The sequence below is a fragment of the Caldicellulosiruptor bescii DSM 6725 genome (assembly GCF_000022325.1).
GTDB classification, from domain to species: Bacteria; Bacillota; Thermoanaerobacteria; order Caldicellulosiruptorales; family Caldicellulosiruptoraceae; genus Caldicellulosiruptor; species Caldicellulosiruptor bescii.
Window position 1 is genome coordinate 1,385,645 of sequence record NC_012034.1, and the last position, 25,191, is coordinate 1,410,835.

A 25,191-nucleotide genomic window follows, 5' to 3' on the forward strand; every position below is an offset into this window, starting at 1 on the left:
AGTGGTTTTAACTCCATATGTTAAATTTCTAACAATAGAAGGGGGATGCAGATTTATGTCTTGTTGCCAGGGTAAGAATCTGACAGAAGAGAATTTCAAAAAACTTGATGAGATTATTGAAAAAAATAAATCAAGAAGAGGGGCTTTAATTCCAGTTTTACATGAGGCACAGGAGCTTTTTGGATATTTGCCCTATGAAGTTCAAAAAAGAATAGCAGAAGGACTCAATATACCCATGGCGGAGGTTTACGGTGTTGCAACATTTTATACGCGCTTTACGTTAAAGCCGACAGGTGACCATAAGATAAGTGTATGCATGGGTACAGCTTGTTATGTTAAAGGTGCAGATAAAATTTTGGATAAGTTAAAAGAACTTTTAAAGATTGATGTAGGTGAAACAACAGAAGATGGAAAATTTTCGATTGAAGCGACAAGATGCTTAGGAGCTTGCGGACTTGCTCCAGTTGTTGTGATTGACAATACTGTTTACGGGAAATTGAGTGTGGATGATGTTAAAGATATTTTGTCAAGATATTAACTTAACAAATTGACAATGGTAAGAAAATATAAGGTGATATAATTGAACGAGATTTCGCTTTATATCCTTGACCTTGTTCAAAATTCGATAGAAGCAGGTGCAAGTTTAGTTAAGATTGAAATTGTCGAAGATTTGAAAGAGGACCTTTTTACCATTACAATAGAGGATAACGGAAGAGGTATTCCCAAGGATGTTATTGATAAAGTAACAGACCCTTTTTACACTACAAGAAAAACGCGAAAAGTAGGACTTGGTCTTTCTTTAGCAAAACAACTTGCAATGGACTGTGAAGGAAGCTTTGATATTGAAAGGCTCGAAAGAGGCACTAAAATAGTGCTAAAACTGAAACATTCTCATATAGACAGACCTCCTCTTAGAAATATTGCAGAGACCCTACTTGCACTTATAAGTGGAGCACCAAATGTAGATTTTACATTTTGTTACAGAAACAATCAAAGTGAATTTACTTTTGATACGAAAAGCATTCGAGAGATTTTGGGCAATAATGTTCCTTTAAATACTCTGAGCGTTCTTGACTTTATACGTGGTCAGTTAGAAAGAGGTTTATCAAATTTAACCGGAGGTGCAAATAATAAATGATTAAATCTATTCAAGAGCTTGAAGAAATAAGGAAAAAAGCGTTAGAAGAGCTTGAGTTCAGAAAACAGCAAGGCGAAGGTATAAGAGTTGTTGTTGGTATGGCAACATGTGGAATAGCAGCAGGTGCAAGACCTGTTATGCTAAAATTTATTGAAGAGATTCAAAAAAGAAATTTAAAAAACGTTACAGTTGTTCAAACTGGTTGTATTGGACTTTGCAAGTATGAACCAATTGTAGAGGTTTATGAACCAAATAAAGAAAAGGTCACATATGTCAAGATGACGCCTGAGAAGGTCACAAGGGTTGTTGCAGAGCATTTGGTAAATGGAAAGCCGGTTTATGAGTATACAATTGGCTATGAAGAAAATAAAGAAGCAAATAACTAAAAGGAGGGAAGGCTAACATGCCATTGTACAGATCGCATGTTCTTGTATGTGGTGGGACAGGTTGTACATCAGGTGGGTCAGATAAAATTTATGATGCTTTCATTAAAGAAATAGAAGAACAAAACCTAAAAGATGAAGTTCAGGTAATTCGCACTGGATGTTTTGGTCTTTGTGCGGAAGGTCCAATTGTAATTGTTTATCCTGAAGGAGCATTTTACAGCAAAGTTGCAGACTCTGATGTAAAAGAGATTGTGGAAGAGCATCTTTTAAAAGGAAGAATAGTAAAGAGGCTTTTGTATAAAGAATCCATAGAAGAAGGTCAGATAAAATCATTAAATGAGGTTAAATTCTATAAAAAACAGATGCGAATTGCTCTTAGAAACTGCGGTGTTATAAATCCAGAAAATATTGAAGAATATATTGCATATGATGGATACAAGGCTTTGGCAAAGGTTCTTACAGAAATGACACCTGAACAGGTGATTGACTGGGTAAAAAGGTCAGGTCTTAGAGGAAGAGGTGGCGGTGGATTTCCAACAGGACTCAAATGGGAGTTTGCAGCAAAAGCTCCAGGTGATGTTAAGTATGTTGTTTGCAACGCAGACGAAGGTGACCCAGGAGCGTACATGGACAGAAGCATCTTAGAAGGTGACCCGCATTCTGTAATTGAAGCAATGGCTATCGCTGGATATGCAATTGGTTCAAAGCAAGGTTACGTTTATGTCAGAGCAGAGTATCCATTGGCAGTAAAGAGATTAGAAATTGCTATTGAACAAGCAAGACAGTACGGACTTTTGGGTAAGAATATACTCGGCACAGGATTTGAATTTGATATCGAGATAAGGCTTGGTGCTGGTGCATTTGTCTGCGGTGAGGAGACAGCGCTGATGACATCAATTGAAGGGCACAGAGGAGAACCAAGACCAAGACCACCATTCCCAGCTGTAAAAGGTTTGTGGGGAAAACCTACTTTACTTAATAACGTTGAGACATACGCAAACATTCCAGTGATAATTCTAAAGGGACCAGAGTGGTTTGCATCAATTGGAACAGAGAAGAGCAAAGGGACAAAAGTTTTTGCACTTGTTGGAAAGGTTAACAATACAGGTCTCATTGAGGTACCAATGGGAACAACTGTAAGAGAGATAGTTGAGGATATTGGTGGTGGAATTCCTGGCGGCAAGAAATTTAAGGCAGTTCAAACAGGTGGACCATCAGGTGGATGTATTCCAGCATCGCTCATGGACACACCAATTGACTTTGATTCTTTGACTGCACTTGGTACAATGATGGGATCTGGCGGTATGATTGTAATGGATGAAGATACCTGTATGGTTGATATAGCAAAATTCTTTTTAGAATTTACAGTTGACGAGTCATGCGGAAAATGTCCACCATGTAGAATAGGGACAAGAAGAATGCTTGAAATTTTGCAGAAGATAACAAGCGGAAATGGCACAGAAGAGGATTTAGAAAAGTTAGAAGAACTTGCATACTCAATTAAAGACAGTGCTCTTTGCGGACTTGGTCAGACTGCACCAAACCCTGTTTTAAGCACGCTGAGATATTTCAGAGATGAGTATGAAGCGCATGTAAAAGAAAAAAGATGTCCAGCAGGTGCTTGCAAGGCACTGCTCAGGATTGTGATAGATAAAGACCTTTGCAAAGGTTGTGGCATATGTGCTAAGAATTGTCCTGCAAATGCTATCACAGGACAGATTAAAAAGCCTTTTGAGATTGATCAGAGCAAATGTATTAAATGCGGTGTTTGCATAGAGAAGTGTCCGTTTAAAGCAATCTCCAAGAAGGCATAATCAAAGGAGGGTATGACAAATGGAAATGGTGAATATAACAATAGATGGCAAGAAGATTCAGGTGCCAAAGGATTATACAGTGCTTCAAGCAGCACGCGAAGCAGGAGTTGAGATTCCAACCCTTTGTTATCTAAAAGGTATAAATGAAATTGGTGCTTGCAGAATGTGCGTTGTTGAAGTAAAAGGGGCAAGAAGCTTGCAGGCTGCTTGTGTTTATCCTGTGTCAGAAGGCATGGAGGTCATCACAAACAGTGAAAGGGTAAGAAGAGCAAGAAAGGTTAATCTTGAACTTATTCTTTCAAATCATGACAGGAGCTGCTTGACATGTGTCAGAAGTGGAAACTGTGAACTTCAAAAACTCGCAGAAGATTTAAATGTTAAGCAGATTAGATATGAAGGTGAAAATATAAGAAGACCTCTCGATGATTTTTCACCTTCTGTTGTAAGAGATCCAAATAAATGTATACTTTGCAAAAGATGTATAAATGTTTGCAGGAATGTTCAAGAGGTTGGAGTTATTAATGCAAATTACAGAGGTTTCAGAACAGTTATATCCACCGCATTTGACAGAAGTTTGAATGATGTTGCATGTACAATGTGCGGTCAATGTATTCAGGCTTGCCCAGTTGGAGCTTTAAGAGAGAAAGACTCAACAGACATTGTATGGAAGGCTTTAGCAGACAAGAACAAATATGTTGTTGTTCAAGCGGCCCCAGCTGTGAGAGTTGCACTTGGTGAAGAGTTTGGACTACCAATTGGTACAAGAGTTACCGGCAAGATGGTAACTGCTCTCAAGATGCTTGGGTTTGACAAAGTATTTGATACAGACACAGGCGCAGACCTTACCATTATGGAAGAAGGTACAGAGCTTATTAACCGAATTAAAAACGGTGGTAAGTTACCGCTAATAACCTCATGTTCACCAGGCTGGATAAAGTTCTGTGAGCACTACTTTCCAGAATTTTTAGACAACTTATCAACTTGCAAATCACCACATGAGATGTTTGGTGCTATTTTAAAGACATACTTTGCACAGAAGATGGGAATTGACCCTGCGAATATGTTTGTTGTATCTGTCATGCCATGTACCGCTAAGAAATTCGAAGCTCAAAGAGAAGAACTTGCTGCAAGTGGATATCCAGATGTTGATGCAGTATTGACGACAAGAGAGCTCGCAAGAATGATAAAAGAAGCGGGAATTGACTTTGTGAACTTGCCAGATAGCCACTTTGACGACCCAATGGGAGATGCAACAGGTGCAGGTGTCATCTTTGGAACAACAGGCGGTGTAATGGAAGCAGCACTGCGAACTGTATATGAAGTGCTAACAGGAAAAACACTTGAAAATGTCGAAATTACTCAAGTTCGTGGCCTTGAAGGAATAAGAGAGGCTGAGATTGATGTTGGCACTATGAAGATTAAAGCAGCTGTTGCACATGGTCTTGCAAACGCTAAAAAACTTCTTGAGATGGTCAAAAACGGAGAAAAAGAGTATCATTTTATAGAAATTATGGCATGTCCCGGTGGCTGCATAATGGGTGGTGGACAGCCAATTGTTCCTGCAAAGGTAAAAGAAAAAGTAGATGTTGCAAAACTCAGAGCAAGCGCAATATACGACGAAGATAGGTCCCTGCCAATAAGAAAGTCTCATGAAAACCCTGCTGTAAAAAGATTATATGAAGAGTTTTTAGACCATCCAAATAGTGAAAAAGCTCATCATATTCTGCATACACACTATAAAAAAAGACCACTATACTGATCTTAATTTAAACCTTAAGAAAAGGAAGCTGGTAATACTGATTTGCCAGCTTCTTTTTTTATCAAAAGTTATTTTTTTTGTAACATATTAATGATATAATAGAATATCAGAGAGCCAAGAAAGACTGCGCAAAATTCACTACAATAGAGGAAAGGGGTTAGATTTAGCAAAATTGAAAAGATTAATTCTTGCATCCTCATCACCCAGAAGAATAGAGCTTTTAAAGCAGTTTGGTATTGAGTTTGAAATAATTCCATCAAACATTGATGAAAGTATAGATCAAAGTCTTTCGGTTGAAGAAAATGTAATGCAGCTTGCTAAAAAGAAAGCACAAGAGGTTTTTAATAAACTTAGGGAAGAAAATAAACATTTTTTGGTTATTGCAGCTGATACTCTGGTGTTTGTTGAAGGAGTTATTCTTGGGAAGCCCTCAAATGAAGATGAAGCTTTCTGGATGCTCAGAAAAATAAGTGGTAAGTGGCATAGTGTTTACACCGGTGTATGTATAATTGATGGACCAAGGGAGAGAATTTTGGTAGAATACGAAAAAAGTAATGTTTATATAAAGCATATGTCCGATGAGGAGATATTAAGATATATCTCAACAAAAGAACCTTTTGATAAAGCAGGGGCGTATGCAATCCAAGGTTTTGGAAGCTTAATTGTTGAAAGGATAGATGGCTGTTTTTACAATGTAGTTGGTCTTCCTTTGTACAGGCTAAACATCATGCTACAAAAACTTGGATATGACTTAATGAAAGGAGAGTTGTGATGGGACTTCTAAAATCATTCTACAGAGATTTGGGAATTGATTTGGGCACTGCAAACACTCTTGTACATTTACGTGGAAAAGGCATTGTTGTGAATGAACCGTCTGTTGTGGCTGTTCAAAAAGACACTGGAAAGATTTTAGCGGTTGGAAATGAAGCAAAAGAGATGATTGGCCGAACACCTGGCAACATTGTAGCAATAAGACCATTGAAAGATGGAGTTATTGCTGATTTTTATACAACTCAGGTTATGTTAAAGTATTTTATGGAAAAAGCATACAAAAAATCGTTTCTTGGTTTAAGACCAAGAGTTGTAATATGTGTTCCATCAGGTGTAACAGAAGTTGAGAGAAGGGCTGTGGAAGAATCGGCTTACAAGGCAGGAGCAAAAGAGGTTTATATAATGGAAGAGCCTATGGCAGCAGCAATTGGTGCGGGTCTTCCTGTTGAGGAGCCGTCTGGTAGCATGGTGGTAGATATTGGTGGTGGCACTTCAGAGGTTGCTGTGATATCCTTAGGTGGAATTGTCACCAGTAAATCCCTCAGAATTGCTGGAGATGAGTTTGATGAAGCAATTTCAAACTATATAAAGAAGGAATACAACTTAATGATAGGCGACAGAACTGCAGAGGAGATAAAAATAAACATTGGTTCTGCATATCCTCTTGAAAAGGAAGAGTGGTACGAAATAAAAGGAAGAGACCTTATAACAGGCCTTCCAAAGACAATAAAGGTCTCATCCACAGAAATAAGAGATGCTTTAAAGGAACCTGTTATGGCAATTGTTGATGCGATAAAACAAACTCTTGAAAAAACTCCACCAGAGCTTGCAGCAGACATTATGGAAAGAGGGATTATGCTAACAGGTGGTGGTGCGCTTTTAAAAGGGCTTGACAAACTTATAAGCAAAGAAACTGGTCTTCCTGTTCATATAGCTGAAAGACCTCTTGATTGTGTTGCATTAGGTGCTGGAAAAGCATTGGAAGAAATTGAAACCTTGCAAAAGGTAATGATTAACAGGAGCTCAAGGTAGTGGAGGATGAAATATATTGAAAAAAAATATTTTATTAACTATTATTGTTTTGTTTGCATTTTTATTTAGTATAGCTGCAACTGTAATATCCCTCAAAAACTATGATTCAAATATTGTCTCGAGAAAATTGAAAGAGGGATATATTCCTGCAAATTCCCAAGTAGTTAAGGTTATAAGAGATATAAGAGAATATATAAGCGGGATACTTCATCTCAACCAAATCATCGCTGAGAACAAGCGATTAAAAGAAGAGCTGAATAAACTAAAGACTGATAAAATTACTATTGAGGAGATAAAAAGTGAAAATATAAAATTAAAGGAACTTTTAGGGCTCAAAGAACAAATTGGGGTGGCTGCAAGTTTTGAGATTGCCAGGGTTGTTCAGAGGGCTCAAGAAGCATGGCTTAGTTTTTTTATCATAGATAAAGGAGAAAAAGATGGTGTAAAGAAAAACATGGTCGTTATCAACAATCAGGGGCTGATAGGATATATTGTGGATACAGGAACGAACTGGGCAAAAGTAGTGACGCTGCTTGACCCTGACTTTTCAGCATCTGCTATGGTTGTTCGTACACGGGAAATTGGTGTTGTAAGAGGTAGTGTCAATCTTTTATCAAAGAGATTATGTGAGTTGAGGTATATCTCGAAAGATTCAAAGATTAAAATTAATGATATCGTTATAACCTCTGGGATGGGAGAGATATTTCCAAAAGGAATTGCAATTGGCAGGGTTGTGCAGATAAAAAACGACAAGTTTGAGCTTACTAAAAACATTTTAATAGAACCTTTAGCTGACATCGAAAACGTAGAATATGTGATGGTAATAAAACAGGTAAAAGATATAAATTTATCGGTAGGTGTTAAGTAAATTGCTCAAGAATAAGTTTATTTTACATGGAATAAATATTGTTATTGCCATTATTTTTCAAACAGTGCTGCAAGAGGTTATTCAAATAAAAGGAAACACTGTATTACTTTTTTTACCACTCATTGTTAGTAACGCTGTATTTTTTGATTTTTTAGATGCAATAATAGCTAATCTGTTTATCATTTTTGTTTTTTGTTTTTTATTTACAAACAACTTTTTCTTAAACCTCTTTTTAATGGTTTTACTTGTAATTATCTCAAATAGACTAAAGGAGAAGATTTATCTGCAAAGAGTTGAGATATTTCTCTTATTTCTTTTAATCTACATCTTTTTCCTAAATTTATCACAATATACTGCAATAGGTATTGCTTTCAATGAAATACCAGTTCTTTCAGTATTATTGAGTAATTCTATAATTCAATTTATACTAAATTCAATATTTGGAATATTCATTTACTTTACTGTGTCGAGAGAGAGTAAATACTTACTGAAACTCAAAAAGGGGAGAAATTTGAAAGAAGAATGAAGATGTTATTTATAGAAAAGTTAAGAGATAAAAATGTATTTAACAGGTGGACTTTTTTATACATACTTTTTATATGTCTTGTGTTTATTTTGGTTGTGCGATTGAGTTATTTGCAGATTATAAAGGGAGATTATTACTATGAGCTTTCAGAAAAGAAATTAATGCAAAAAGCAAGCTTGGAAGCGCCAAGGGGTATTATCTATGATAGAAATGGCAGACCACTTGCTGATAACAGACCTGCTTATGTTCTCCAGATTATGAAAACTCAGCAGCTTCGAACAAAAAATCAAAAAAGAGACTTCACAAAAAAGATAATAGAAATTGTGAACATTTTAGATAAAAATGGAGACAAAATTATAAATCAATTTAAAATTGACATAAATCCAATCAGATTTAACTTTGGTATTACAGACAAGAAACTTGCAAAAAAAGTAGAAATACAATGGAAAAAAGACAGAGACATTCCCTTGAATTTTTCTGCACAGCAAGCTTTTGAATTTTTGAGAAAGAAATTTTATATTCCAGAAAATCTTGACTTACAAACAACTCTTCAGGTCATGGCTATTGAGGATATGCTATTTTATAACTATTATCAAATGTATCAACCTGTTACAATTGCAGTTGATATTTCCATGAAGACAATTGCTGAGATTGAAGAAAGACGTAGAGAGTTTTCATTTGTAAACATAGAAGCAAAGGCAGTGAGAGTTTATAAGGATGCAATATACAATGCGTTTGTGGTAGGAAGGATAGGTAAAATAACTCAAGAACAATACGAAAAGCTAAAAGACAAAGGATACTCCCAGGATAGTTTAATTGGTGTTGAGGGAATAGAAAAAAGGTGCGAAGATTATTTACGTGGTAAAGATGGACTTCAGCTCATCGAGGTTGACAAGTTTGGAAGGATAAATGATGTCAAGATAGAAAAACAGCCAACAAAGGGTGCAAATGTCTATCTGACCGTAGATTCTAAACTTCAAAAAGTTGCTTATGAATCGCTCAGAAAAGTTTTACAAAAGATAAGAAACGGTGATTATGGTGAAAAATTTCCAAAAGCAAACAGTGGTGCAGCGGTAGTAATTGATATCAAAACAGGCAATGTTCTTGCTCTCACAAGTTATCCTTCATATAATCCTAATGTATTTATAAAAGGCATCACTGCAAGCGAATGGTATAAGCTGATTAATGATCCTACAAGGCCAATGTTTAACAGAGCAATTGCCGGGGTATATCCTCCTGGTTCAACTTTTAAGATACTGACAGCAATTGCAGGTCTTCAGGAAGGTGTCATCAAGCCGGATGAAAAAATATTGGATACAGGTAGGTATTTGTACTATGCAAAATCAGGATTTACACCTGCCTGCTGGATATGGAATAGATACCACACGACCCATGGATGGGTGAACGTCGAAGATGCATTAAAGGTCTCTTGTAATGTGTTTTTTTACGAGACAGGTAGAAGACTTGGAATAGAAAGAATTGATAAATACGCTACACTGTTTGGACTTGGTGGCAAAACTGGCATCCAGCTTGATGGTGAGTCGAACGGTATACTTGCAAATGAAGAAAATAAAAAGAAAATATTTAATCAACCTTGGTATCCAGGTGATACCGTTTTAGCAGCTATTGGTCAGTCTATAAATGCATTTACACCAATTCAGATGGCAAGTTTTATTGCAACTGTTGCAAATGGAGGGACAAGATATCAGGTGAACCTCATAGACAAGATTGTGGATGCCAATGGGAAAATCATCTATAAGTCTGTACCAAAAGTACTAAGCAAGGTGAAGATGTATGAATCAACAAAAAAGGCTGTTTTTGAAGGAATGAAAAGTGTTACAAGTGAAGAGGGTGGAACTGCAAGACAAGCATTCAAGGATTTGCCGTTTACAGTGGCAGGGAAAACAGGAACATCACAGTATTCAAACTCATCGGCTGCACATGCTTGGTTTGTTGGTTTTGCACCTTATGATGACCCCCAGATTGCTTTTGCTATAATTTTGGAAAACGGTGGACATGGTTCATATGCAGCATATGTTGCAAGGGATATAATAGATGCCTATTTTGATTTACCTCAGCAACAAGAGAAAAAGTTGCAATAAAGGGGGAGGATTTATTTTGAACGAACCTGTTGTTTTGAAAGGGTTTGGGAAAGGAATAGCTGTGATTTTAGACAGCAGTTGTGATTTTGATATAATCTGTGACTATTTTAAGCAAAAAGTTATAAACGGAAAAAATTTCTTTTCGGGATATGAAATTCCTATTCAGTTTATTGGGAGAAGACTTAATAGTTATGAGTTACAAAAACTAATAGAAATAATGAAGACATTTGGAGGGGTGCATGATATAATATTCCCATGGGATGAGATTAGTTTTCATAATCTTATTTCAACTTCAGAGGAACGAGTTGAAGATATAAAAGAAGAAAAGCTCAATGCAAAGGTGCATAAAGGTACTCTGCGTTCAGGACAAGTTATAACCTCAGAGTCTGATCTAATAATTATAGGGGATGTTAATCCAGGAGCTGAGGTTATATCTAAAAATAACATTATTGTCCTGGGAGCTCTCAGAGGAATTGCACATGCAGGCATTTCAGGGAACAAAAATGCTGTTGTTTTTGCGCTTGAGATGGACCCTGTTCAAATTAGGATTGCCAATATAATTGCAAGATCACCTGATGAAGAAAATAAACGTGAAAAATCAATTGCTGAGATAGCTTATATAGAAAATGATGTGATAGTCGTTAAGCCTGTTACACAATTTTAAAATAACCAAAAAAGGAGAGTTTTAGAAGATGGGAGAGGTTTATGTAATTACATCTGGCAAAGGTGGAGTTGGGAAGACAACAACTACTGCAAATGTAGGAACATATTTAAGCGTTTTGGGGAAAAGGGTTCTTTTGATTGATGCTGACATAGGTCTTAGGAATTTAGATGTTGTTATGGGACTTGAGAACAGAATTGTATTTGACATTGTAGATGTTGTAGAAGGAAGATGCAAACCAAAACAGGCTTTAATTAAGGATAAAAGGTTTGATGGACTTTACTTACTTCCTGCTGCCCAGTCAAAGGACAAAACTGCTGTTTCGCCTGAGCAAATGAAAGCTTTGTGCGAACAGTTGAAGGACGATTTTGATTTTATCTTGATTGACTGTCCTGCAGGAATTGAGCAAGGCTTTAGAAATGCAATTGCAGGTGCACAAAAAGCAATTGTGGTAACAACCCCGGAGGTATCTGCTGTACGTGACGCCGACAGGATTATTGGTCTTTTAGAAGCATATGAACTGCACAATCCTAAGCTTATTATAAACAGGATAAGATTTGATATGGTCAAACGTGGAGATATGATGGATATTGATGATATTCTTGAAATTCTTTCGATAGAACTTCTTGGAATAATACCTGACGATGAAAAGATTATAATATCTACTAACAAAGGAGAACCTGTTGTAATGGATGAAAAATCAAGAGCAGGACAAGAGTATAGAAATATAGCAAGAAGAATCTTGGGAGAGAATATTCCTATTGTGAATGAAGAAGAAAATTTAGGATTTTTGAGCAGGCTAAAAAAGCTTTTTGGGTTAAATAATTCTTAGGAGGAATAAGAATGTTTGAATTTTTTAACAAGTTTTTTAACAAACAGGCTTCAAAAGACATTGCAAAGGAGAGGCTAAAACTTGTTATTATTCACGACAGGGCAAACGTGTCTCCAGAACTTTTAGAGTTGATAAAAAATGAAATCTTAAAAGCTATACAAAAATACATAGTGATTGACGACAAGCTCTTGGAAATTCAAATAACCAGAACACCGTCTGAGCAGAAAGGCGAATTTGTTCCTGCACTTATTGCCAACATTCCTATAAAATCTGTAAAGAAAACTGAGATTTTAAACAACGAGGCTGACGACTAAAATGATAGTCAAAAACGAACAAACGATAAAAAAAAGGTTCAATGCTTTTTTAACCATTTTAGTGATAATTCTTTGTCTTACTGGTTTTATTCTAATTGCAAGTGCAACTAATGTTCTGGAGACAGGAAAATATAAATTGGTCATTTCGCAAGTCATCTGGTTTTGTTTGGGACTGAGCTTGTACTTCATTTTTTCGTTAATTGACTATAGAATATTTGCAAACTTTTATGTTATTATTTATATGATAATGGTTAGTCTGCTTTTGTATGTAGACATAAAAGGTATAAATGTGCTTGGTGGTCAGAGATGGATAAAAATTGGACCATTTTCGTTTCAACCGTCTGAGATTTCTAAATTGCTCATGGTAATATTTTTTGCAAAAGTTGTTACAATGCAGGAAAATATTAATAAATTCAAAACATTGGTAAAAGCATTAATTTTCACTGCAATTCCTATAGTTCTTGTTTTAAAACAACCTGACTTGGGAACAGCTTCTGTGTTCATCGCCATAATTGCTACAATTTTATTTGTTGCAGGGCTGGACTTGAGATATTTCTATGCAGCAATTGGTGCACTATTGATTTTTATTCCTATTGCATGGGAATTTGTTCTTCATGAATATCAAAAAGATAGAATAAGAATATTTTTGAATCCCCAGCTTGACCCGATGGGAAAAGGATGGCAGGTAATATACTCTCAGATAGCTATAGGGTCAGGAAGAGTATTTGGGAAAGGTTTGTTTATGGGAACAATCAACAGACTTGATTATCTTCCAGTTAAAGAATCTGATTTTATATTTGGCGTAGCAGGTGAAGAACTTGGATTTGTAGGATGTATAATTATAATAGTGATATATGCACTGCTTATATTGAGTCTTATTAAAATAGCATCCACTTGTAAAGATAAACTTGGTTCTTATATTGTTGCTGGAGTTGCAGGAATGTTTGGTTTTCAGATGTTTGTCAATATTGCAATGACTCTTGGGATAATGCCAGTGACTGGAATTCCTTTGCCCTTTGTAAGCTATGGTGGAAGTTCGATGCTTACTTCCATGGCATCACTTGGAATAGTGCAAAGCATTTATAAGGAAAATATAAAAACTATGTTTTGAGGTGAAGAGAATGAATATAGCACTTATAGCCCACGACAAGAAAAAAGAACTCATGGTTCAGTTTGCAATAGCTTATAAGTTTATACTGTCAAAACATACATTATATGCAACAGGAACCACTGGAAGATTAATTCAGGAAGCAACAGGACTTGAGGTTCATAGATTTCTTCCAGGTCCGCTCGGAGGGGACCAACAGATAGGGTCGTTGATTGCATACAATCAGATTGACATGGTGATATTTTTAAGAGACCCACTTACAGCTCAGCCTCATGAGCCAGATGTAAATGCACTTTTGCGTCTTTGTGATGTCCATAATATTCCTCTTGCAACAAACATTGCAACAGCCGAACTTTTGATAAAAGCTCTTGATAGAGGAGACTTATCATGGCGTGAAATTGTAAATCCAAAATTGCAAAAAAACAAGAGTGATAAGTGATGATAAAAGGGAAGGTTAGAGTTGATAGAAGAACTAAAAACTTGGTAAGAAGACTAAGACCAGGTGAAATACCTGTTATAATGCACGAGGATATTGATGAGGTAGCTGCATATTCTCTTTTGGAGAAAAAAGTGAGGGTTGTAATCAATTGTGCTAAATCTTTTACAGGGAAATTTCCAGCAGTTGGTGCAAAGATTCTTCTTGCACATGATGTGATCATAATTGATAATTTAGGGGAAGATGTATTTAATCGAATAAGAGAAGGGGACGTTGTAGAAATCGAAGATGATAAGATATTTTTAAATGGTAATTATCTATGCATTGCAAAATATCTTACTAAAGAAGAATTTGAATCATTTTATCAAAAGAGTTTCAAAGAAATGGAAAATCTTTTGGAAGATTTTATAGAAAATACATTGGAGTATGCAAAAAAAGAAAAAGGATTTATCTTAGGACAATTTGAAATGCCTGATATTTCAACTAAAATTGCTGGCAGACATGTACTTGTTGTGACAAGAGGAAGCAGTTTTAAAAAAGATATAAAAGCAATAAAAGGTTATATTACAGAGGTAAAACCAGTTGTGATTGCAGTTGATGGCGCTGCTGATGCATTGCTTGAGGAAAAGATAAGACCAAACATTATAATTGGGGATATGGATAGTGTATCTGAAGAAAGTCTTTACAAATGTGACGAGATAATTGTTCATTCATATCCAAATGGATATGCACCAGGGCTAAGAAAAATACAGGCTTTAGGACTTAAGGCAAAAACAATAGCATGCCCTGGTACGAGTGAAGATGTTGCTTTGCTTTTGGCTTATGAAAAGGGGGCAGAACTTATAGTTTCGGTTGGTTCTCACAGCAGTATGCTTGATTTTTTAGAGAAAGGTCGAAAAGGAATGTCAAGCACTTTTCTGGTCAGGCTAAAAATAGGTTCAAAGCTTGTGGATGCAAGAGGTGTATCCAAGCTTTATACTGAAAAGGTAAGTTTCAAGTATATTGGGGTTTTGTTGTTTTCTGCACTTATTCCTATACTTGCAATCCTGATGGTAACTCCGCCTTTTCAATACTTTTTCTATTTAATTCAACTAAAACTGAGAGTAATCTTGAGGTAGGAAAGAATGAATGGTGTGAGTATAAAGTATTTCGTTATTACTATTGCTTCTATCTTTGTTGCTCTTGGAGTTGGGATTCTTATTGGATTTTCTGTAAATAGTGAAAAATTTGTTCAAAAACAGTTTCAGCAGCAGTTAAGCTTTATAGATAAGAATTTAGTTGAGTTAAAAAAAGAAAATGACAGGCTTTTAAAAGAGATCGATGAGTACAAAACACAAATAAATCAACTGGGAAAAATAAATAACACTCTTGTAAATGCATATCTTAAAACATGCAAAAGTAATGCAGTTGTGAGTCTCATTTTAACATCAACAGATTATTCATACAACGACCTAATAGATTTTTTGAGAAAAAACCAAATAAAGTTAGCAAGAATTGTTAAAATAAAACGGACGTTTGTGGACGTTTTGAATAACAAGACAAACGATTTTCCGGAATACAAACTTCCGGAAGATGCAATAAATACTCTAATATTGTATGCGGTATTTGATATGAAGGGTGAACTTTTATCAAAACTTACAGAAAAAAGATATACAGAAATAAATAGACTATCAGGAGAAATTGCCGATACAATTTTAATAGCAGGTGGAAATACCATTCAGAACGATACTTTTAACGCAATTGATAGAAGATTTATTGAAAAGTTGAGAAATATAAATGATCTCAACATTATTGGGGTTGAGCAATCATACAGTGAGATAAACTATTGTGAAAAGTACAAAAGCATGGGCTTAGATACAGTTGATAACGTTGATGAACTGACTGGAAAAGTTTCACTTATTGAGCTTATAAGAGGCGGAAATGGCAATTATGGTATTAAAAAAGAAGCAAACCTTCTGATGCCTAATACTTTTACAAGTATTGATGTTTCTGAAAATTCATTGAAAAAAAGAAGAGAAAGTTTGATTGAACAATATCAAAGTTTACAGTCTGCAAATATTATTCAATAGAGTTAGTGTTTGCAAACTTCTTACGAGAGGAAGAAAACAATTGAATATAGTTGTGGTAATTCCTGTATATAATCCTCCACAATCTCTTGAAAAGCTTCTTCTGGACTTATCTAACATAAAGTTTATAAAAAATATACTTGTTATTGATGATGGTTCTGAGAAAAAAAATTTACTAAAGTGTGATAAGTGTACTATACTAAAACATGATAAAAACAAAGGCAAAGGTGCGGCTCTTAAAACAGCATTTGAATATCTCAAAAACAAGAATTTTGATAAAATAATACTTTTAGATGGAGATATAAAAGTAAATAAAGAAGATCTGCAAGCATTTTGCGAGAACGTATTTATTCTAAATGATAAACAAGTGGTAATTGGTTATCCTGTAAAAGTGAGAAAAAAGGGATTTGGAGTTGTCAAAAAGTTTGCTAAGTTTGTAGTGAGAATTTATACCAGAAAAGAGGTTGATCATTGTCTCAGTGGTCAGAGGATAATTCCATTTTCTGCTTTAAAAGATATTAAATATATTCCTAACAGATATGGAGTAGATATTTCAATGTTAATTGATTTTATTAAGATGGGTTATGAGATAAAAGAGGTTGAGTTTGATTTTTCACACGACGAAAAGGGAAAAAGTTTGAAAGATTTATTACATAAAATTCGACAGATGAAGGATATATTTTGGGTTTTTATTACTAAATGGAGGGCGTGAAAAATCTGGTAAAGGATTATTTAATTTTTTGTGGTTTCGAAATAGCGATGCTAATTCTTTCCACTTTTTATCTTAAAAAATACAATCTTTTGTTGAAAGAAAATTTTAGAGGTAAGAAAATCCCGTGTTGTATGGGGATTATTTTGTCGCTGAGTTGGGTTATATATTTATTACAGATATTTTTTCATAATTCAAATGCAAAATGGTTAGTTTTAGCTATTTCGATGTGGTTCATATCCTTTATAGGTTTGTTGGACGACATTTTTGGTGACAATAAAAGCAAAGGTTTTAAAGGACATGTTATAAGATTTATAAAAGATGGTGAATTTTCAACTGGACTATTAAAAATGGTGTCAGTGCCAGTTGTAATTTTTATGTCAAGCGTCATTTTGCAAAAAGAAATAGTCGAATCAGTGTTTTATGCTATTTTCGGTTCACTGTGTGTTAATCTCTTTAACCTGTTTGACCTTCGACCTGGCAGATGCATAAAAGTGCTATGGATATTTGTTATGTTGTTGAGTTTTTTTATGCATTTTGACAGTACGGCAGTTGTGCTTTTTGCTTTAACCATTCCGTTTTTCATAGGTGATTTAAGAGAATTTTATATGCTTGGAGATGCCGGCTCTAATGCGATAGGGTATCTGTTCTTTCTGTTTTTGACAAATAGCTATTCAAAAACTTACAATTCGCCTTTGATATGGGTTGCGTTTGTAGTTGTTTTCGGACTCAATGTTTTATCTGAACACATCTCGTTTTCAAAGGTTATTGAAAAAAATACACTTTTAAATTTAATAGATATGTTAGGGCGAAAAAATTAATAACTTGAATTTATTTTTCGGATATTGTAATATATTCACTGTTGTTTAAAGTTTTCGGCAAGGAGGTAAATAGAAATTGGCTGAGATGGAACTTTGGTTTACCGAGCAACAGACTCCTGACTTGGGATTTACATGCAAGATAACAAAAACCATCTACACAGCAAAGACTCAATACCAAGACTTAGCAATACTTGAAACAAAACAGTTTGGCAGGATGCTTGTACTGGACGGTGCTGTTCAGACAACAATTGCAGATGAATTTTGTTACCATGAGTTAATTTCTCATGTTCCTTTATTCACCCATCCAAATCCCAAAAAGGTTGCTGTCATAGGTGGGGGAGACGGAGGAGTTATTAGAGAAATTCTCAAACATGACGAGGTTGAAAAGGCATATTTAATAGAGATTGATAGAGAAGTTATAGAAGCAAGCAAGAAATACCTTCCTGAGATAAGTTGTGCGCTTGATGATGAAAGGGCAGAGGTCATTATAACCGATGGAATAAAATTTGTATCCGAGAACAAAAATATGTTTGATGTTATAATTGTGGATTCAACAGACCCTGTTGGTCCTGCAGTGGGACTTTTTCAAGATAGTTTTTATAAGGCAGTGTTTGAATGCTTAAAAGAAGATGGGCTTTTTGTTGCACAGACCGAGTCGCCTTTTTATGATCAGGACCTGATAAAAAATGTATTTCACGCTGTGAAGTCCATTTTCCCAATAACAAGACTTTATCTTGGATTTATTCCAACGTATCCGAGCGGACTTTGGAGTTTTACTCTTGGTTCTAAAAAGTATGACCCACTTGAGGTAGATGTTTCAAGGATAAAAAGGATTGATACAAAGTATTACAATCCAGAGTTGCATAAAGCTCTATTTGCACTGCCAACTTTTGTTCAAGAAATTATAAAGTAAAAAAGGGGTTAAAATGAATGAGTTTTAATCTCTACAAACCCTTTTTCCTATGTGCTTCAGAGAAGTACGAAGATAGTCTCATAGTTTTAGCAGGAATTCCTATGGATTTCACAGTAAGCTTTAAACCTGGCTCGCGTTTTGCTCCTGCAAAAATAAGAGAAGTGTCAATAGAGCTGGAAGAGTATTCTATCTATCAAGACAAAAGCCTGTATGATAAGACCTTTTGTGATATGGGAGATTTAGAGCTTCCTTTTGGAAATATCGAAAAAAGTATTGAGACAATATACCAGTTTGCTTGTAAGTTGTTTGAAGATAATAAAGTTCCTATTTTCTTAGGCGGTGAACATCTAATCAGCTTTCCTCTCATAAAAGCGGCGGCAAATTCAAATGGTAAAGAGTTTTATGTTCTTCACTTTGATGCTCATGCTGATATGAGAGAGGAGTATCTTGGCGAAAAGTTTTCGCATGCAACTGTTATGAGAAGAGTGGGTGAGGTAATAGGTTTTAAGAATATATACCAGTTTGGTATAAGGTCGGGGTCTAAAGAAGAGATTGAATTTGCAAGAAGAGATAGCAATCTTTATTTTATCAACAAGTGGAATGATATTAATAATGTTATTAAAGATTTGAATGGTAAGAAGGTATATCTCTCGATAGATATAGACGTGTTTGATCCGGCTTTTGCCCCTGGTACAGGAACACCAGAACCAGGCGGAATTTTATCTTCAGACTTTTTTGAGATTTTACTTAAATTAAAAGACCTTAACATAATAGGAGCAGACATAGTAGAGGTTGCTCCATATTATGATATTTCTGATAGAACAGCACTACTTGCTGCAAAGATAGTAAGAGAGCTGATATTGATGATTGAATAAAAAGTATAAATTATGCATTAAAAAATAACAGGGTGTGGACCACTTATAAAATAGTACTTTTTCAAAGTCCACACCCTCATTTTGTTTTTTCAATTTTTTTCTTGCTAAAAATATTTGGATGTTATAAAATAGAAATTAGCATAATATATTAATACCAGATATTAATACTACATGATAAATCACCTTTGAGGAGGATTTTTAATGACAAACAAGCTCAGAGAGCTCAAGCAAAAGAGAGAAAGAATACTAAAGCTTGGTGGAGAAGATAAAATAAAAAAACAGCATGATAGCAAAAAACTTACTTGTAGAGAGAGAATAGAATATTTACTTGACCCTGGAAGCTTCAATGAAATAGATATGTTTGTTGAACACAGATGTCAAGAATTTGATATGAAAGATACATTTGTCCCCTGTGATGGTGTTGTAACGGGTTATGGAACAATCAATGGCAGAAAAGTTTTTGTTTATGCTCAAGATTTTACTTCGATAGGCGGTTCTCTTGGCGAGATGCATGCAAAAAAGATTTGTAAAGTTTTGGACTTAGCATTAAAATATGGTTGTCCAGTGATAGGTATAAATGATTCTGGTGGTGCAAGAATTCAAGAAGGTGTTGATGCATTAGCAGGATATGGTGAAATCTTCTATAGAAATACCATGGCATCAGGTGTAATTCCACAAATTGCAGCTATAATGGGACCTTGTGCAGGTGGAGCTGTATACTCTCCTGCTATTATGGATTTTATTTTTATGGTGGACAAAACCAGCCAAATGTTTGTTACAGGACCTCAGGTTATAAAAGCTGTGACTGGAGAGGAGATATCCTTTGAAGAGCTTGGTGGCGCTTACACTCACAGCTCAAAGAGTGGAGTTGCTCATTTTATTGCAGAGGATGAGTATCACCTACTTGATATGATAAAGTATTTATTGTCGTTTATACCTTCAAATAACATGGAAGACCCACCTTTTATAATGTCATCTGATTCAGAAAAAAGATTTGTTCCCGAGCTCGAAAATATAATTCCGCAAGAGCCAAACAAAGCTTATGATGTAAAAGAAATAATTTATAAAGTAGTAGACAACCAAGAATTTTTAGAAGTACAACCTTATTTTGCTCAAAATGCTGTTGTAGGATTTGGTAGAATAGGGGGCTTTAGCGTAGGAATTGTAGCAAATCAGCCCAAAGTGAACGCTGGAGTGCTTGATTATGATTCGTCTGACAAGATAGCACGATTTGTAAGATTTTGTGATGCTTTTAATATTCCCATAATAACATTTACAGACGTGCCTGGATTTTTGCCAGGTGTTAACCAAGAGCACAATGGAATAATTCGTCATGGGGCTAAGGTTTTGTATGCATACTCAGAGGCAACAGTTCCAAAGATAAATGTAATTTTGAGAAAAGCATATGGTGGGGCTTACATTGCAATGAGCAGCAAACACATTGGTGCAGACTTTGTGTTTGCATGGCCAACTGCCGAGATAGCTGTTATGGGACCAGATGGCGCAGCAAATATTATATTTAGAAAAGAGATACAAAGCGCTCAAAATCCCGAAGAGGAAAGAAAAAGAAGGATAGAAGAGTATACTCAAAAGTTTGCAAATCCATACATTGCAGCTGCCCGTGGGTATGTTGACGATGTGATTGAGCCACAGCTTACCCGTAACAAAATCATTGAGGCGCTCAAAATTTCCATTACAAAAAGAGAGCAAAGGCCCCCAAAAAAGCATGGCAATATTCCATTATAAAATGTATTTTTGTAAAAAAAGGAGAGTGTTTTAAAAATGTATGCTCAGGTCAGTACTATTTCAACCATTACAAAAGAAGAACTTGCTTGTATTTGTGCATGTCTGCACATTGTGATGGGTGAAGGTCAATATAAAATTACCAACATAACTAAACAGCAAAACAAGTGGGTCAAAGGTGCAAGAGAAATGATGCTCAATCAGTCACAGATGTTTTATAGATGGAGGTAAAGCTTGTGATGAGAAAGTTCAAGGTGAAGATCAATAGCCAAGAATTTGTTGTAGAAGTGGAAGAAATAGGAGTTGAAAATGCTACTTCTGTCGTGCCAAGGCCTAAGATTGGCCATTTTGAGCCAAAACAGGAAAAACATGAGGATAAAACAAAACAAAGCCCTGTACTTTCTTCTGATAAAAATTCGGTTGTTGCCCAGCTTCCGGGTACTATTGTAAGGCTGCTAAAAAGTGAAGGTGATGTTGTTGATGCAAATGAACCTGTTTTAATTCTTGAAGCCATGAAAATGGAAAATGAAATAACTGCACCTGTCAAAGGAAAAATTAAAAGAATACATGTAAAGGAAGGGCAGAAGGTAGCAAAAGGAGATTTGCTATTTGAAATAGAGTAAGAAAAATTTTCTGGAGGTTTTAAAAATAATGGGGGTAAAAATAACAGAAACAATACTCAGAGATGCTCATCAGTCACTCATTGCAACCCGCATGACAACTGAACAGATGCTTGAGATTGCTCCTGTGCTTGACCAAGTTGGTTATTATTCGGTTGAGTGCTGGGGCGGTGCTACATTTGATGCGTGTCTGAGGTTTTTCAATGAAGACCCATGGGAAAGATTAAAAAGACTGAGAACTGCTTTTAAAAAGACAAAGCTCCAGATGCTTCTTCGAGGACAAAATCTTGTTGGGTATAGACATTATTCTGATGATGTTGTTGAAGAGTTTGTAAAAAAGGCCATATACTATGGCATTGATATTATAAGAATATTTGATGCACTTAATGACATCCGGAATATTGAAATGGCTCTAAAAATAACAAAAAAAGAAAAAGGACATGCCCAGGTTGCCATATCATACACTGTCTCACCTTATCATACTATTGAAAACTATGTAAATTTGGCAAAACAAATAGAAGAACTTGGGGCAGACTCAATTTGTATAAAAGACATGGCTGGGCTTCTCTCTCCATTTGATGCTTATAAACTTGTAAAAGCGTTAAAAGAGCAGGTAAAACTTCCTATTCATCTTCATACACACTACACCACAGGATTTGGATCAATGACATATTTGAAAGCTGTCGAAGCAGGTGTGGATGGTATTGACACGGCTTTATCTCCGCTTGCACTGGGCACATCCCAGCCTCCAACCGAAACAATTGTATATGCACTTGAAAATACAGAATATGCTCCAAAACTTGATTTAGAAAAGATCAACGAGGCAAGCGAATATTTTAAAGTACTCAGAGAAGAATATATAAGAAAAGGGCTTCTTGACCCGAAAGTATTAAGTGTTGATATAAACGCTCTTCATTATCAAATACCTGGTGGAATGCTATCAAATCTTATTTCTCAGCTAAAAGAACAAGGGCAGGAAGACAAGTTAGATGAGGTTTTAAAAGAGGTACCTGAGGTTCGAAAAGATTTTGGATATCCGCCACTTGTAACTCCTACGAGTCAAATTGTGGGAACACAAGCTGTTTTGAATGTTATAGCAGGTGAGAGATACAAACTTGTCACAAAAGAAACAAAAGCATATTTTAAAGGTGAGTATGGGAAACCTCCAGCTCCTGTGAATGAAGAGGTAAAAAGAAAAATCTTGAAAGACGAAAAAGAGATAACCTGCAGACCTGCAGATTTGATTTTGCCAGAGCTTGAAAATGCAAAAGAAAAGATTAAGGAGTATATTGAAAATGATACTGATGTGGTAACTTACTGTTTATTCCCTCAACTTGCAGAAAATTTTTTCAAATTAAGGTTCGCAAAAAAATACAAGGTTGACGCTGATCTTGTTCAGGGTAACAAAGTGTATCCTGTGTAAAATAAGGAAGGACATAAAATAGTGTTCTTCCTTTTTTTCTTTATAAAATGCTCTTATAAGAATATAAGCATTGTGATATAATTAATTAAAAAGATAACAAAAAACGAATAGGATGTGGGATTTAAAAATGGAAAACGAAAAGCTTGAACTTATCTCTTCAATGGAATTTGAAGAAAATGTTCCAATCTATAAAATAATAGATTTTCTTAATAAAAGTTTGAAAGACAAAAATATTATTGTGGGGCTTTCAAGAAACCACAATAAGATTGTTATAAGTATATACCAAACATAAGGAGAAATGCAAAATGACTTATGATTTAGAAGCAAGGATAATTGAGCTTATGCCAGAGTTTAGTAAAGGGCAGAAAAAAATTGCTCAGTTTATTTTAGAACATGGAGAAAAAGCAGCATATATGACAGCACTTGCGCTTGGCAATTCAGTTGGTGTAAGTGAATCCACTGTTGTAAGATTTGCTGAGAGGCTTGGTTTTGAAGGTTACCCTGAGTTCCAGCGAGCTTTACAAGAGCTTATGAAAAGCAAGCTTACGTCAGTGCAAAGGGTAGAACTTTCTGCAAGTAGAATAAACGAAAAAGAGGTTTTAAAAAGTGTTCTCCTTTCTGACATGGACAAGATAAAGCAGACATTAGAACAGATAGACGAAAATGTTTTCAACCATGTTGTGGATGAGATAGTAAATGCAAAAAGGATATACATTATTGGAATTAGAAGTTCAGCAGCATTGGCTGATTTTTTAGGTTTTTATTTAAATATGATTTTGGACAATGTCAAGGTTATCACAACAAGTGGCATCAGTGATATTTTCGAACAGGTATTTAGAATTACAAGTGATGATTTAATAATTGGTATTAGTTTCCCGAGGTATTCAAAGCGCACTTTAAAGGTTTTGCAGTATGCAAAAAAACAGGGTGCTAAGATAGTTTCACTTACAGATAGCAAAATATCACCTCTATGTAAGTACAGTGACTATGTTCTTATTTGCAGAAGTGATATGGTGTCGTTTGCTGATTCGCTGGTAGCACCGCTGAGTGTAATAAACGCATTAATTGTTGCGACAGGTCTTAGGAAAAAAGAAGAGGTTGCAAAGACACTTGAAAAACTTGAAGAAATATGGGACGAGTTTCAGGTATATGAAAAGGAAAACAGGTGATGCAGCTTGAAAAGAATTTATTTGGTAAGACATGGTGAGACTGACTGGAATAAGCTCAACCTTGTTCAAGGTTCAATTGACACAGAGCTTAATTCAACTGGTATTGAACAGGCAAAAAAGATTGCTGAGAGGCTTAAAAATAAGAAGATTGATATAATATTTTCAAGTACATTAAAAAGGGCTTATACTACGGCAAGTTATATAAAATCTTATCATCCCCAAACTTTATTTGAAACTTCTGAAAAACTCAATGAGATAAATTTTGGCGAGTGGGAAGGTTTGAGCTTTGAGGAGCTTGAAAAGAAATACTCTCAGACATACTTGATGTGGAAAGACAATCCCGATAAGGCCATATTCCCAGGTGAAGGCAATCTCAATGTTGTTATGAAAAGAGTTAAAAGTTTTTATGATGAGGTTTTGCAGAAAGATTATAGTAATATTGTAGTTGTTACTCACGGTGGGATAGTAAAACTTTCAATCATACATCTTTTGAACCTTCCTCTTGATTTTTACAAAAAGTGCTGGATTGGGAATGCAAGTTTGAGTATTGTTGATATAAAAGGAGAAAGGACAATGTTAAGTCTTCTTAATGATATGTCTCATTTAACATCAGAACACGTTCGTCCAATAATTTAAATAAAAAGTGGGGTATATAAAGTGGTGGAAAAAAAAGAGTTTGGTAGCAAGGATGTTTCAAGAGCAGCTATTTTGATGGCCTTGAGCCAGAATAGACAAGAAGAAAAGAAGATTCAAGAAGATTTTTCTAAAATAGGAATAAGATGTGCAGCAGTAGATTTTGGTGGAGAATTTATAACCTCTGTTATGAAAATTGTTGAAAAAGCAGTTGTTGCTGCCAAGAGAGAAGGTGTTATAAACGAGGTACATCAAGAGGAAGGAGCTGTTGCAGGAGCAACAAGAGAAGCAATATCTCAAATTATGCAAAAAGCAATTGGCCTTAATGTGGGTGGGAAGATTGGCATTGCAAGGTTTGAAGAGCATGTTGCAGTTGCCATATTTTTTGGGATAGGACTTTTACATTTAAATGAGGTGGCAATAGGACTTGGTCATAGAGTTATATAAAAGTTTTTGTGCAAAAGATGAAAGA

At 35.4% G+C, this 25,191-nt stretch carries 28 protein-coding genes; all 28 read left to right on the forward strand.

Going from position 1 to position 25,191, the window contains the following annotated elements; genetic code table 11:
- Nucleotides 1-55: 55 nt before the first annotated feature.
- Nucleotides 56-538: an NADH-quinone oxidoreductase subunit NuoE gene (gene nuoE, locus ATHE_RS06475; protein ID WP_013430369.1), complete on the forward strand. Its 483-nt coding sequence runs from the start codon at nt 56-58 to the stop codon at nt 536-538.
- Between the two features lie 42 nt (nt 539-580).
- On the forward strand, nt 581-1,138 hold the full coding sequence (locus ATHE_RS06480; RefSeq protein ID WP_015907775.1) for an ATP-binding protein: 558 nt from the start codon (nt 581-583) through the stop codon (nt 1,136-1,138).
- A complete protein-coding gene (locus ATHE_RS06485) occupies nt 1,135-1,524 on the forward strand; it encodes a (2Fe-2S) ferredoxin domain-containing protein (RefSeq protein WP_013430367.1) in 390 nt (129 codons plus the stop codon). Before ATHE_RS06480 ends, ATHE_RS06485 begins: the two co-directional genes overlap by 4 nt.
- A gap of 17 nt (nt 1,525-1,541) precedes the next feature.
- Nucleotides 1,542-3,338, forward strand: a complete 1,797-nt coding sequence (gene nuoF, locus ATHE_RS06490) for an NADH-quinone oxidoreductase subunit NuoF (protein ID WP_013430366.1) — start codon at nt 1,542-1,544, stop codon at nt 3,336-3,338.
- Nucleotides 3,339-3,357: 19 nt separating this feature from the next.
- Nucleotides 3,358-5,097 carry an NADH-dependent [FeFe] hydrogenase, group A6 gene (locus ATHE_RS06495; RefSeq protein ID WP_015907776.1) on the forward strand — a complete coding sequence of 580 codons (1,740 nt, stop codon included), beginning with the start codon at nt 3,358-3,360 and terminating at the stop codon, nt 5,095-5,097.
- A gap of 172 nt (nt 5,098-5,269) precedes the next feature.
- The gene (locus tag ATHE_RS06500; protein ID WP_015907777.1) at nt 5,270-5,869 is read left to right on the forward strand and encodes a Maf family protein; all 600 of its coding nucleotides are present in this window, start codon (nt 5,270-5,272) and stop codon (nt 5,867-5,869) included.
- Nucleotides 5,869-6,900 carry a rod shape-determining protein gene (locus ATHE_RS06505; RefSeq protein ID WP_015907778.1) on the forward strand — a complete coding sequence of 344 codons (1,032 nt, stop codon included), beginning with the start codon at nt 5,869-5,871 and terminating at the stop codon, nt 6,898-6,900. Before ATHE_RS06500 ends, ATHE_RS06505 begins: the two co-directional genes overlap by 1 nt.
- Before the next feature lie 16 nt (nt 6,901-6,916).
- Nucleotides 6,917-7,768: a rod shape-determining protein MreC gene (gene mreC, locus ATHE_RS06510; protein ID WP_015907779.1), complete on the forward strand. Its 852-nt coding sequence runs from the start codon at nt 6,917-6,919 to the stop codon at nt 7,766-7,768.
- A gap of 522 nt (nt 7,769-8,290) precedes the next feature.
- A complete protein-coding gene (gene mrdA, locus ATHE_RS06520; RefSeq protein WP_015907781.1) occupies nt 8,291-10,396 on the forward strand; it encodes a penicillin-binding protein 2 in 2,106 nt (701 codons plus the stop codon).
- A 16-nt stretch (nt 10,397-10,412) separates the two neighbouring features.
- Entirely contained in the window at nt 10,413-11,060 is a 648-nt protein-coding gene (gene minC, locus ATHE_RS06525; protein WP_015907782.1) for a septum site-determining protein MinC, read from the forward strand.
- Nucleotides 11,061-11,088: 28 nt separating this feature from the next.
- Nucleotides 11,089-11,889 (forward strand): septum site-determining protein MinD, encoded by an 801-nt coding sequence (minD, locus tag ATHE_RS06530; RefSeq protein ID WP_015907783.1) that lies wholly within the window; start codon nt 11,089-11,091, stop codon nt 11,887-11,889.
- Nucleotides 11,890-11,900: 11 nt separating this feature from the next.
- A complete protein-coding gene (gene minE, locus ATHE_RS06535; protein ID WP_013430357.1) occupies nt 11,901-12,203 on the forward strand; it encodes a cell division topological specificity factor MinE in 303 nt (100 codons plus the stop codon).
- A gap of 1 nt (nt 12,204) precedes the next feature.
- A complete protein-coding gene (rodA, locus tag ATHE_RS06540) occupies nt 12,205-13,314 on the forward strand; it encodes a rod shape-determining protein RodA (protein WP_015907784.1) in 1,110 nt (369 codons plus the stop codon).
- A 10-nt stretch (nt 13,315-13,324) separates the two neighbouring features.
- Nucleotides 13,325-13,750 (forward strand): methylglyoxal synthase, encoded by a 426-nt coding sequence (gene mgsA / locus ATHE_RS06545; protein WP_011917393.1) that lies wholly within the window; start codon nt 13,325-13,327, stop codon nt 13,748-13,750.
- Nucleotides 13,750-14,865, forward strand: coding sequence for a putative cytokinetic ring protein SteA (gene steA, locus ATHE_RS06550; protein WP_015907785.1), 1,116 nt, complete (start codon nt 13,750-13,752; stop codon nt 14,863-14,865). The genes mgsA and steA overlap by 1 nt, the downstream gene beginning before the upstream one ends.
- A gap of 6 nt (nt 14,866-14,871) precedes the next feature.
- Nucleotides 14,872-15,816 (forward strand): copper transporter, encoded by a 945-nt coding sequence (locus ATHE_RS06555; protein WP_015907786.1) that lies wholly within the window; start codon nt 14,872-14,874, stop codon nt 15,814-15,816.
- 40 nt (nt 15,817-15,856) lie between these two features.
- Nucleotides 15,857-16,525 (forward strand): glycosyltransferase family 2 protein, encoded by a 669-nt coding sequence (locus ATHE_RS06560; protein WP_015907787.1) that lies wholly within the window; start codon nt 15,857-15,859, stop codon nt 16,523-16,525.
- Nucleotides 16,513-17,343 (forward strand): hypothetical protein, encoded by an 831-nt coding sequence (locus ATHE_RS06565; protein ID WP_041727144.1) that lies wholly within the window; start codon nt 16,513-16,515, stop codon nt 17,341-17,343. Before ATHE_RS06560 ends, ATHE_RS06565 begins: the two co-directional genes overlap by 13 nt.
- A gap of 85 nt (nt 17,344-17,428) precedes the next feature.
- On the forward strand, nt 17,429-18,256 hold the full coding sequence (gene speE, locus ATHE_RS06570) for a polyamine aminopropyltransferase (RefSeq protein ID WP_041727377.1): 828 nt from the start codon (nt 17,429-17,431) through the stop codon (nt 18,254-18,256).
- 17 nt (nt 18,257-18,273) lie between these two features.
- Nucleotides 18,274-19,131, forward strand: coding sequence for an agmatinase (gene speB, locus ATHE_RS06575; protein WP_013430350.1), 858 nt, complete (start codon nt 18,274-18,276; stop codon nt 19,129-19,131).
- A 201-nt stretch (nt 19,132-19,332) separates the two neighbouring features.
- Nucleotides 19,333-20,877, forward strand: coding sequence for an acyl-CoA carboxylase subunit beta (locus ATHE_RS06580; RefSeq protein WP_013430349.1), 1,545 nt, complete (start codon nt 19,333-19,335; stop codon nt 20,875-20,877).
- Between the two features lie 36 nt (nt 20,878-20,913).
- Nucleotides 20,914-21,105, forward strand: a complete 192-nt coding sequence (locus ATHE_RS06585; RefSeq protein ID WP_015907790.1) for a hypothetical protein — start codon at nt 20,914-20,916, stop codon at nt 21,103-21,105.
- A gap of 8 nt (nt 21,106-21,113) precedes the next feature.
- The gene (locus ATHE_RS06590; protein WP_015907791.1) at nt 21,114-21,497 is read left to right on the forward strand and encodes an acetyl-CoA carboxylase biotin carboxyl carrier protein subunit; all 384 of its coding nucleotides are present in this window, start codon (nt 21,114-21,116) and stop codon (nt 21,495-21,497) included.
- Between the two features lie 28 nt (nt 21,498-21,525).
- Nucleotides 21,526-22,917 (forward strand): oxaloacetate decarboxylase subunit alpha, encoded by a 1,392-nt coding sequence (locus tag ATHE_RS06595; protein ID WP_015907792.1) that lies wholly within the window; start codon nt 21,526-21,528, stop codon nt 22,915-22,917.
- A gap of 127 nt (nt 22,918-23,044) precedes the next feature.
- Entirely contained in the window at nt 23,045-23,209 is a 165-nt protein-coding gene (locus tag ATHE_RS14275) for a YpmA family protein (protein ID WP_013430346.1), read from the forward strand.
- A 13-nt stretch (nt 23,210-23,222) separates the two neighbouring features.
- On the forward strand, nt 23,223-24,086 hold the full coding sequence (locus tag ATHE_RS06600) for a MurR/RpiR family transcriptional regulator (protein ID WP_015907793.1): 864 nt from the start codon (nt 23,223-23,225) through the stop codon (nt 24,084-24,086).
- A 6-nt stretch (nt 24,087-24,092) separates the two neighbouring features.
- On the forward strand, nt 24,093-24,722 hold the full coding sequence (locus ATHE_RS06605) for a histidine phosphatase family protein (RefSeq protein ID WP_015907794.1): 630 nt from the start codon (nt 24,093-24,095) through the stop codon (nt 24,720-24,722).
- 21 nt (nt 24,723-24,743) lie between these two features.
- Nucleotides 24,744-25,166, forward strand: a complete 423-nt coding sequence (locus tag ATHE_RS06610) for a HutP family protein (protein ID WP_015907795.1) — start codon at nt 24,744-24,746, stop codon at nt 25,164-25,166.
- Nucleotides 25,167-25,191 lie beyond the last annotated feature (25 nt).

Coding starts and splice junctions, on each gene's coding strand:
- ATHE_RS06565 (WP_041727144.1), top strand. CDS start 16,513: ATGGAGGGCGTGAAAAATCTGGTAAAGGATTATTTAATTTTTTGTGGT.
- ATHE_RS06590 (WP_015907791.1), top strand. CDS start 21,114: ATGAGAAAGTTCAAGGTGAAGATCAATAGCCAAGAATTTGTTGTAGAA.
- ATHE_RS06485 (WP_013430367.1), top strand. CDS start 1,135: ATGATTAAATCTATTCAAGAGCTTGAAGAAATAAGGAAAAAAGCGTTA.
- speB (WP_013430350.1), top strand. CDS start 18,274: ATGAGTTTTAATCTCTACAAACCCTTTTTCCTATGTGCTTCAGAGAAG.
- nuoF (WP_013430366.1), top strand. CDS start 1,542: ATGCCATTGTACAGATCGCATGTTCTTGTATGTGGTGGGACAGGTTGT.
- ATHE_RS06555 (WP_015907786.1), top strand. CDS start 14,872: ATGAATGGTGTGAGTATAAAGTATTTCGTTATTACTATTGCTTCTATC.
- ATHE_RS06495 (WP_015907776.1), top strand. CDS start 3,358: ATGGAAATGGTGAATATAACAATAGATGGCAAGAAGATTCAGGTGCCA.
- ATHE_RS06600 (WP_015907793.1), top strand. CDS start 23,223: ATGACTTATGATTTAGAAGCAAGGATAATTGAGCTTATGCCAGAGTTT.
- rodA (WP_015907784.1), top strand. CDS start 12,205: ATGATAGTCAAAAACGAACAAACGATAAAAAAAAGGTTCAATGCTTTT.
- minE (WP_013430357.1), top strand. CDS start 11,901: ATGTTTGAATTTTTTAACAAGTTTTTTAACAAACAGGCTTCAAAAGAC.
- ATHE_RS06580 (WP_013430349.1), top strand. CDS start 19,333: ATGACAAACAAGCTCAGAGAGCTCAAGCAAAAGAGAGAAAGAATACTA.
- minD (WP_015907783.1), top strand. CDS start 11,089: ATGGGAGAGGTTTATGTAATTACATCTGGCAAAGGTGGAGTTGGGAAG.
- ATHE_RS06505 (WP_015907778.1), top strand. CDS start 5,869: ATGGGACTTCTAAAATCATTCTACAGAGATTTGGGAATTGATTTGGGC.
- ATHE_RS06585 (WP_015907790.1), top strand. CDS start 20,914: ATGTATGCTCAGGTCAGTACTATTTCAACCATTACAAAAGAAGAACTT.
- mrdA (WP_015907781.1), top strand. CDS start 8,291: ATGAAGATGTTATTTATAGAAAAGTTAAGAGATAAAAATGTATTTAAC.
- nuoE (WP_013430369.1), top strand. CDS start 56: ATGTCTTGTTGCCAGGGTAAGAATCTGACAGAAGAGAATTTCAAAAAA.
- speE (WP_041727377.1), top strand. CDS start 17,429: ATGGAACTTTGGTTTACCGAGCAACAGACTCCTGACTTGGGATTTACA.
- ATHE_RS06595 (WP_015907792.1), top strand. CDS start 21,526: ATGGGGGTAAAAATAACAGAAACAATACTCAGAGATGCTCATCAGTCA.
- steA (WP_015907785.1), top strand. CDS start 13,750: ATGATAAAAGGGAAGGTTAGAGTTGATAGAAGAACTAAAAACTTGGTA.
- ATHE_RS14275 (WP_013430346.1), top strand. CDS start 23,045: ATGGAAAACGAAAAGCTTGAACTTATCTCTTCAATGGAATTTGAAGAA.
- mgsA (WP_011917393.1), top strand. CDS start 13,325: ATGAATATAGCACTTATAGCCCACGACAAGAAAAAAGAACTCATGGTT.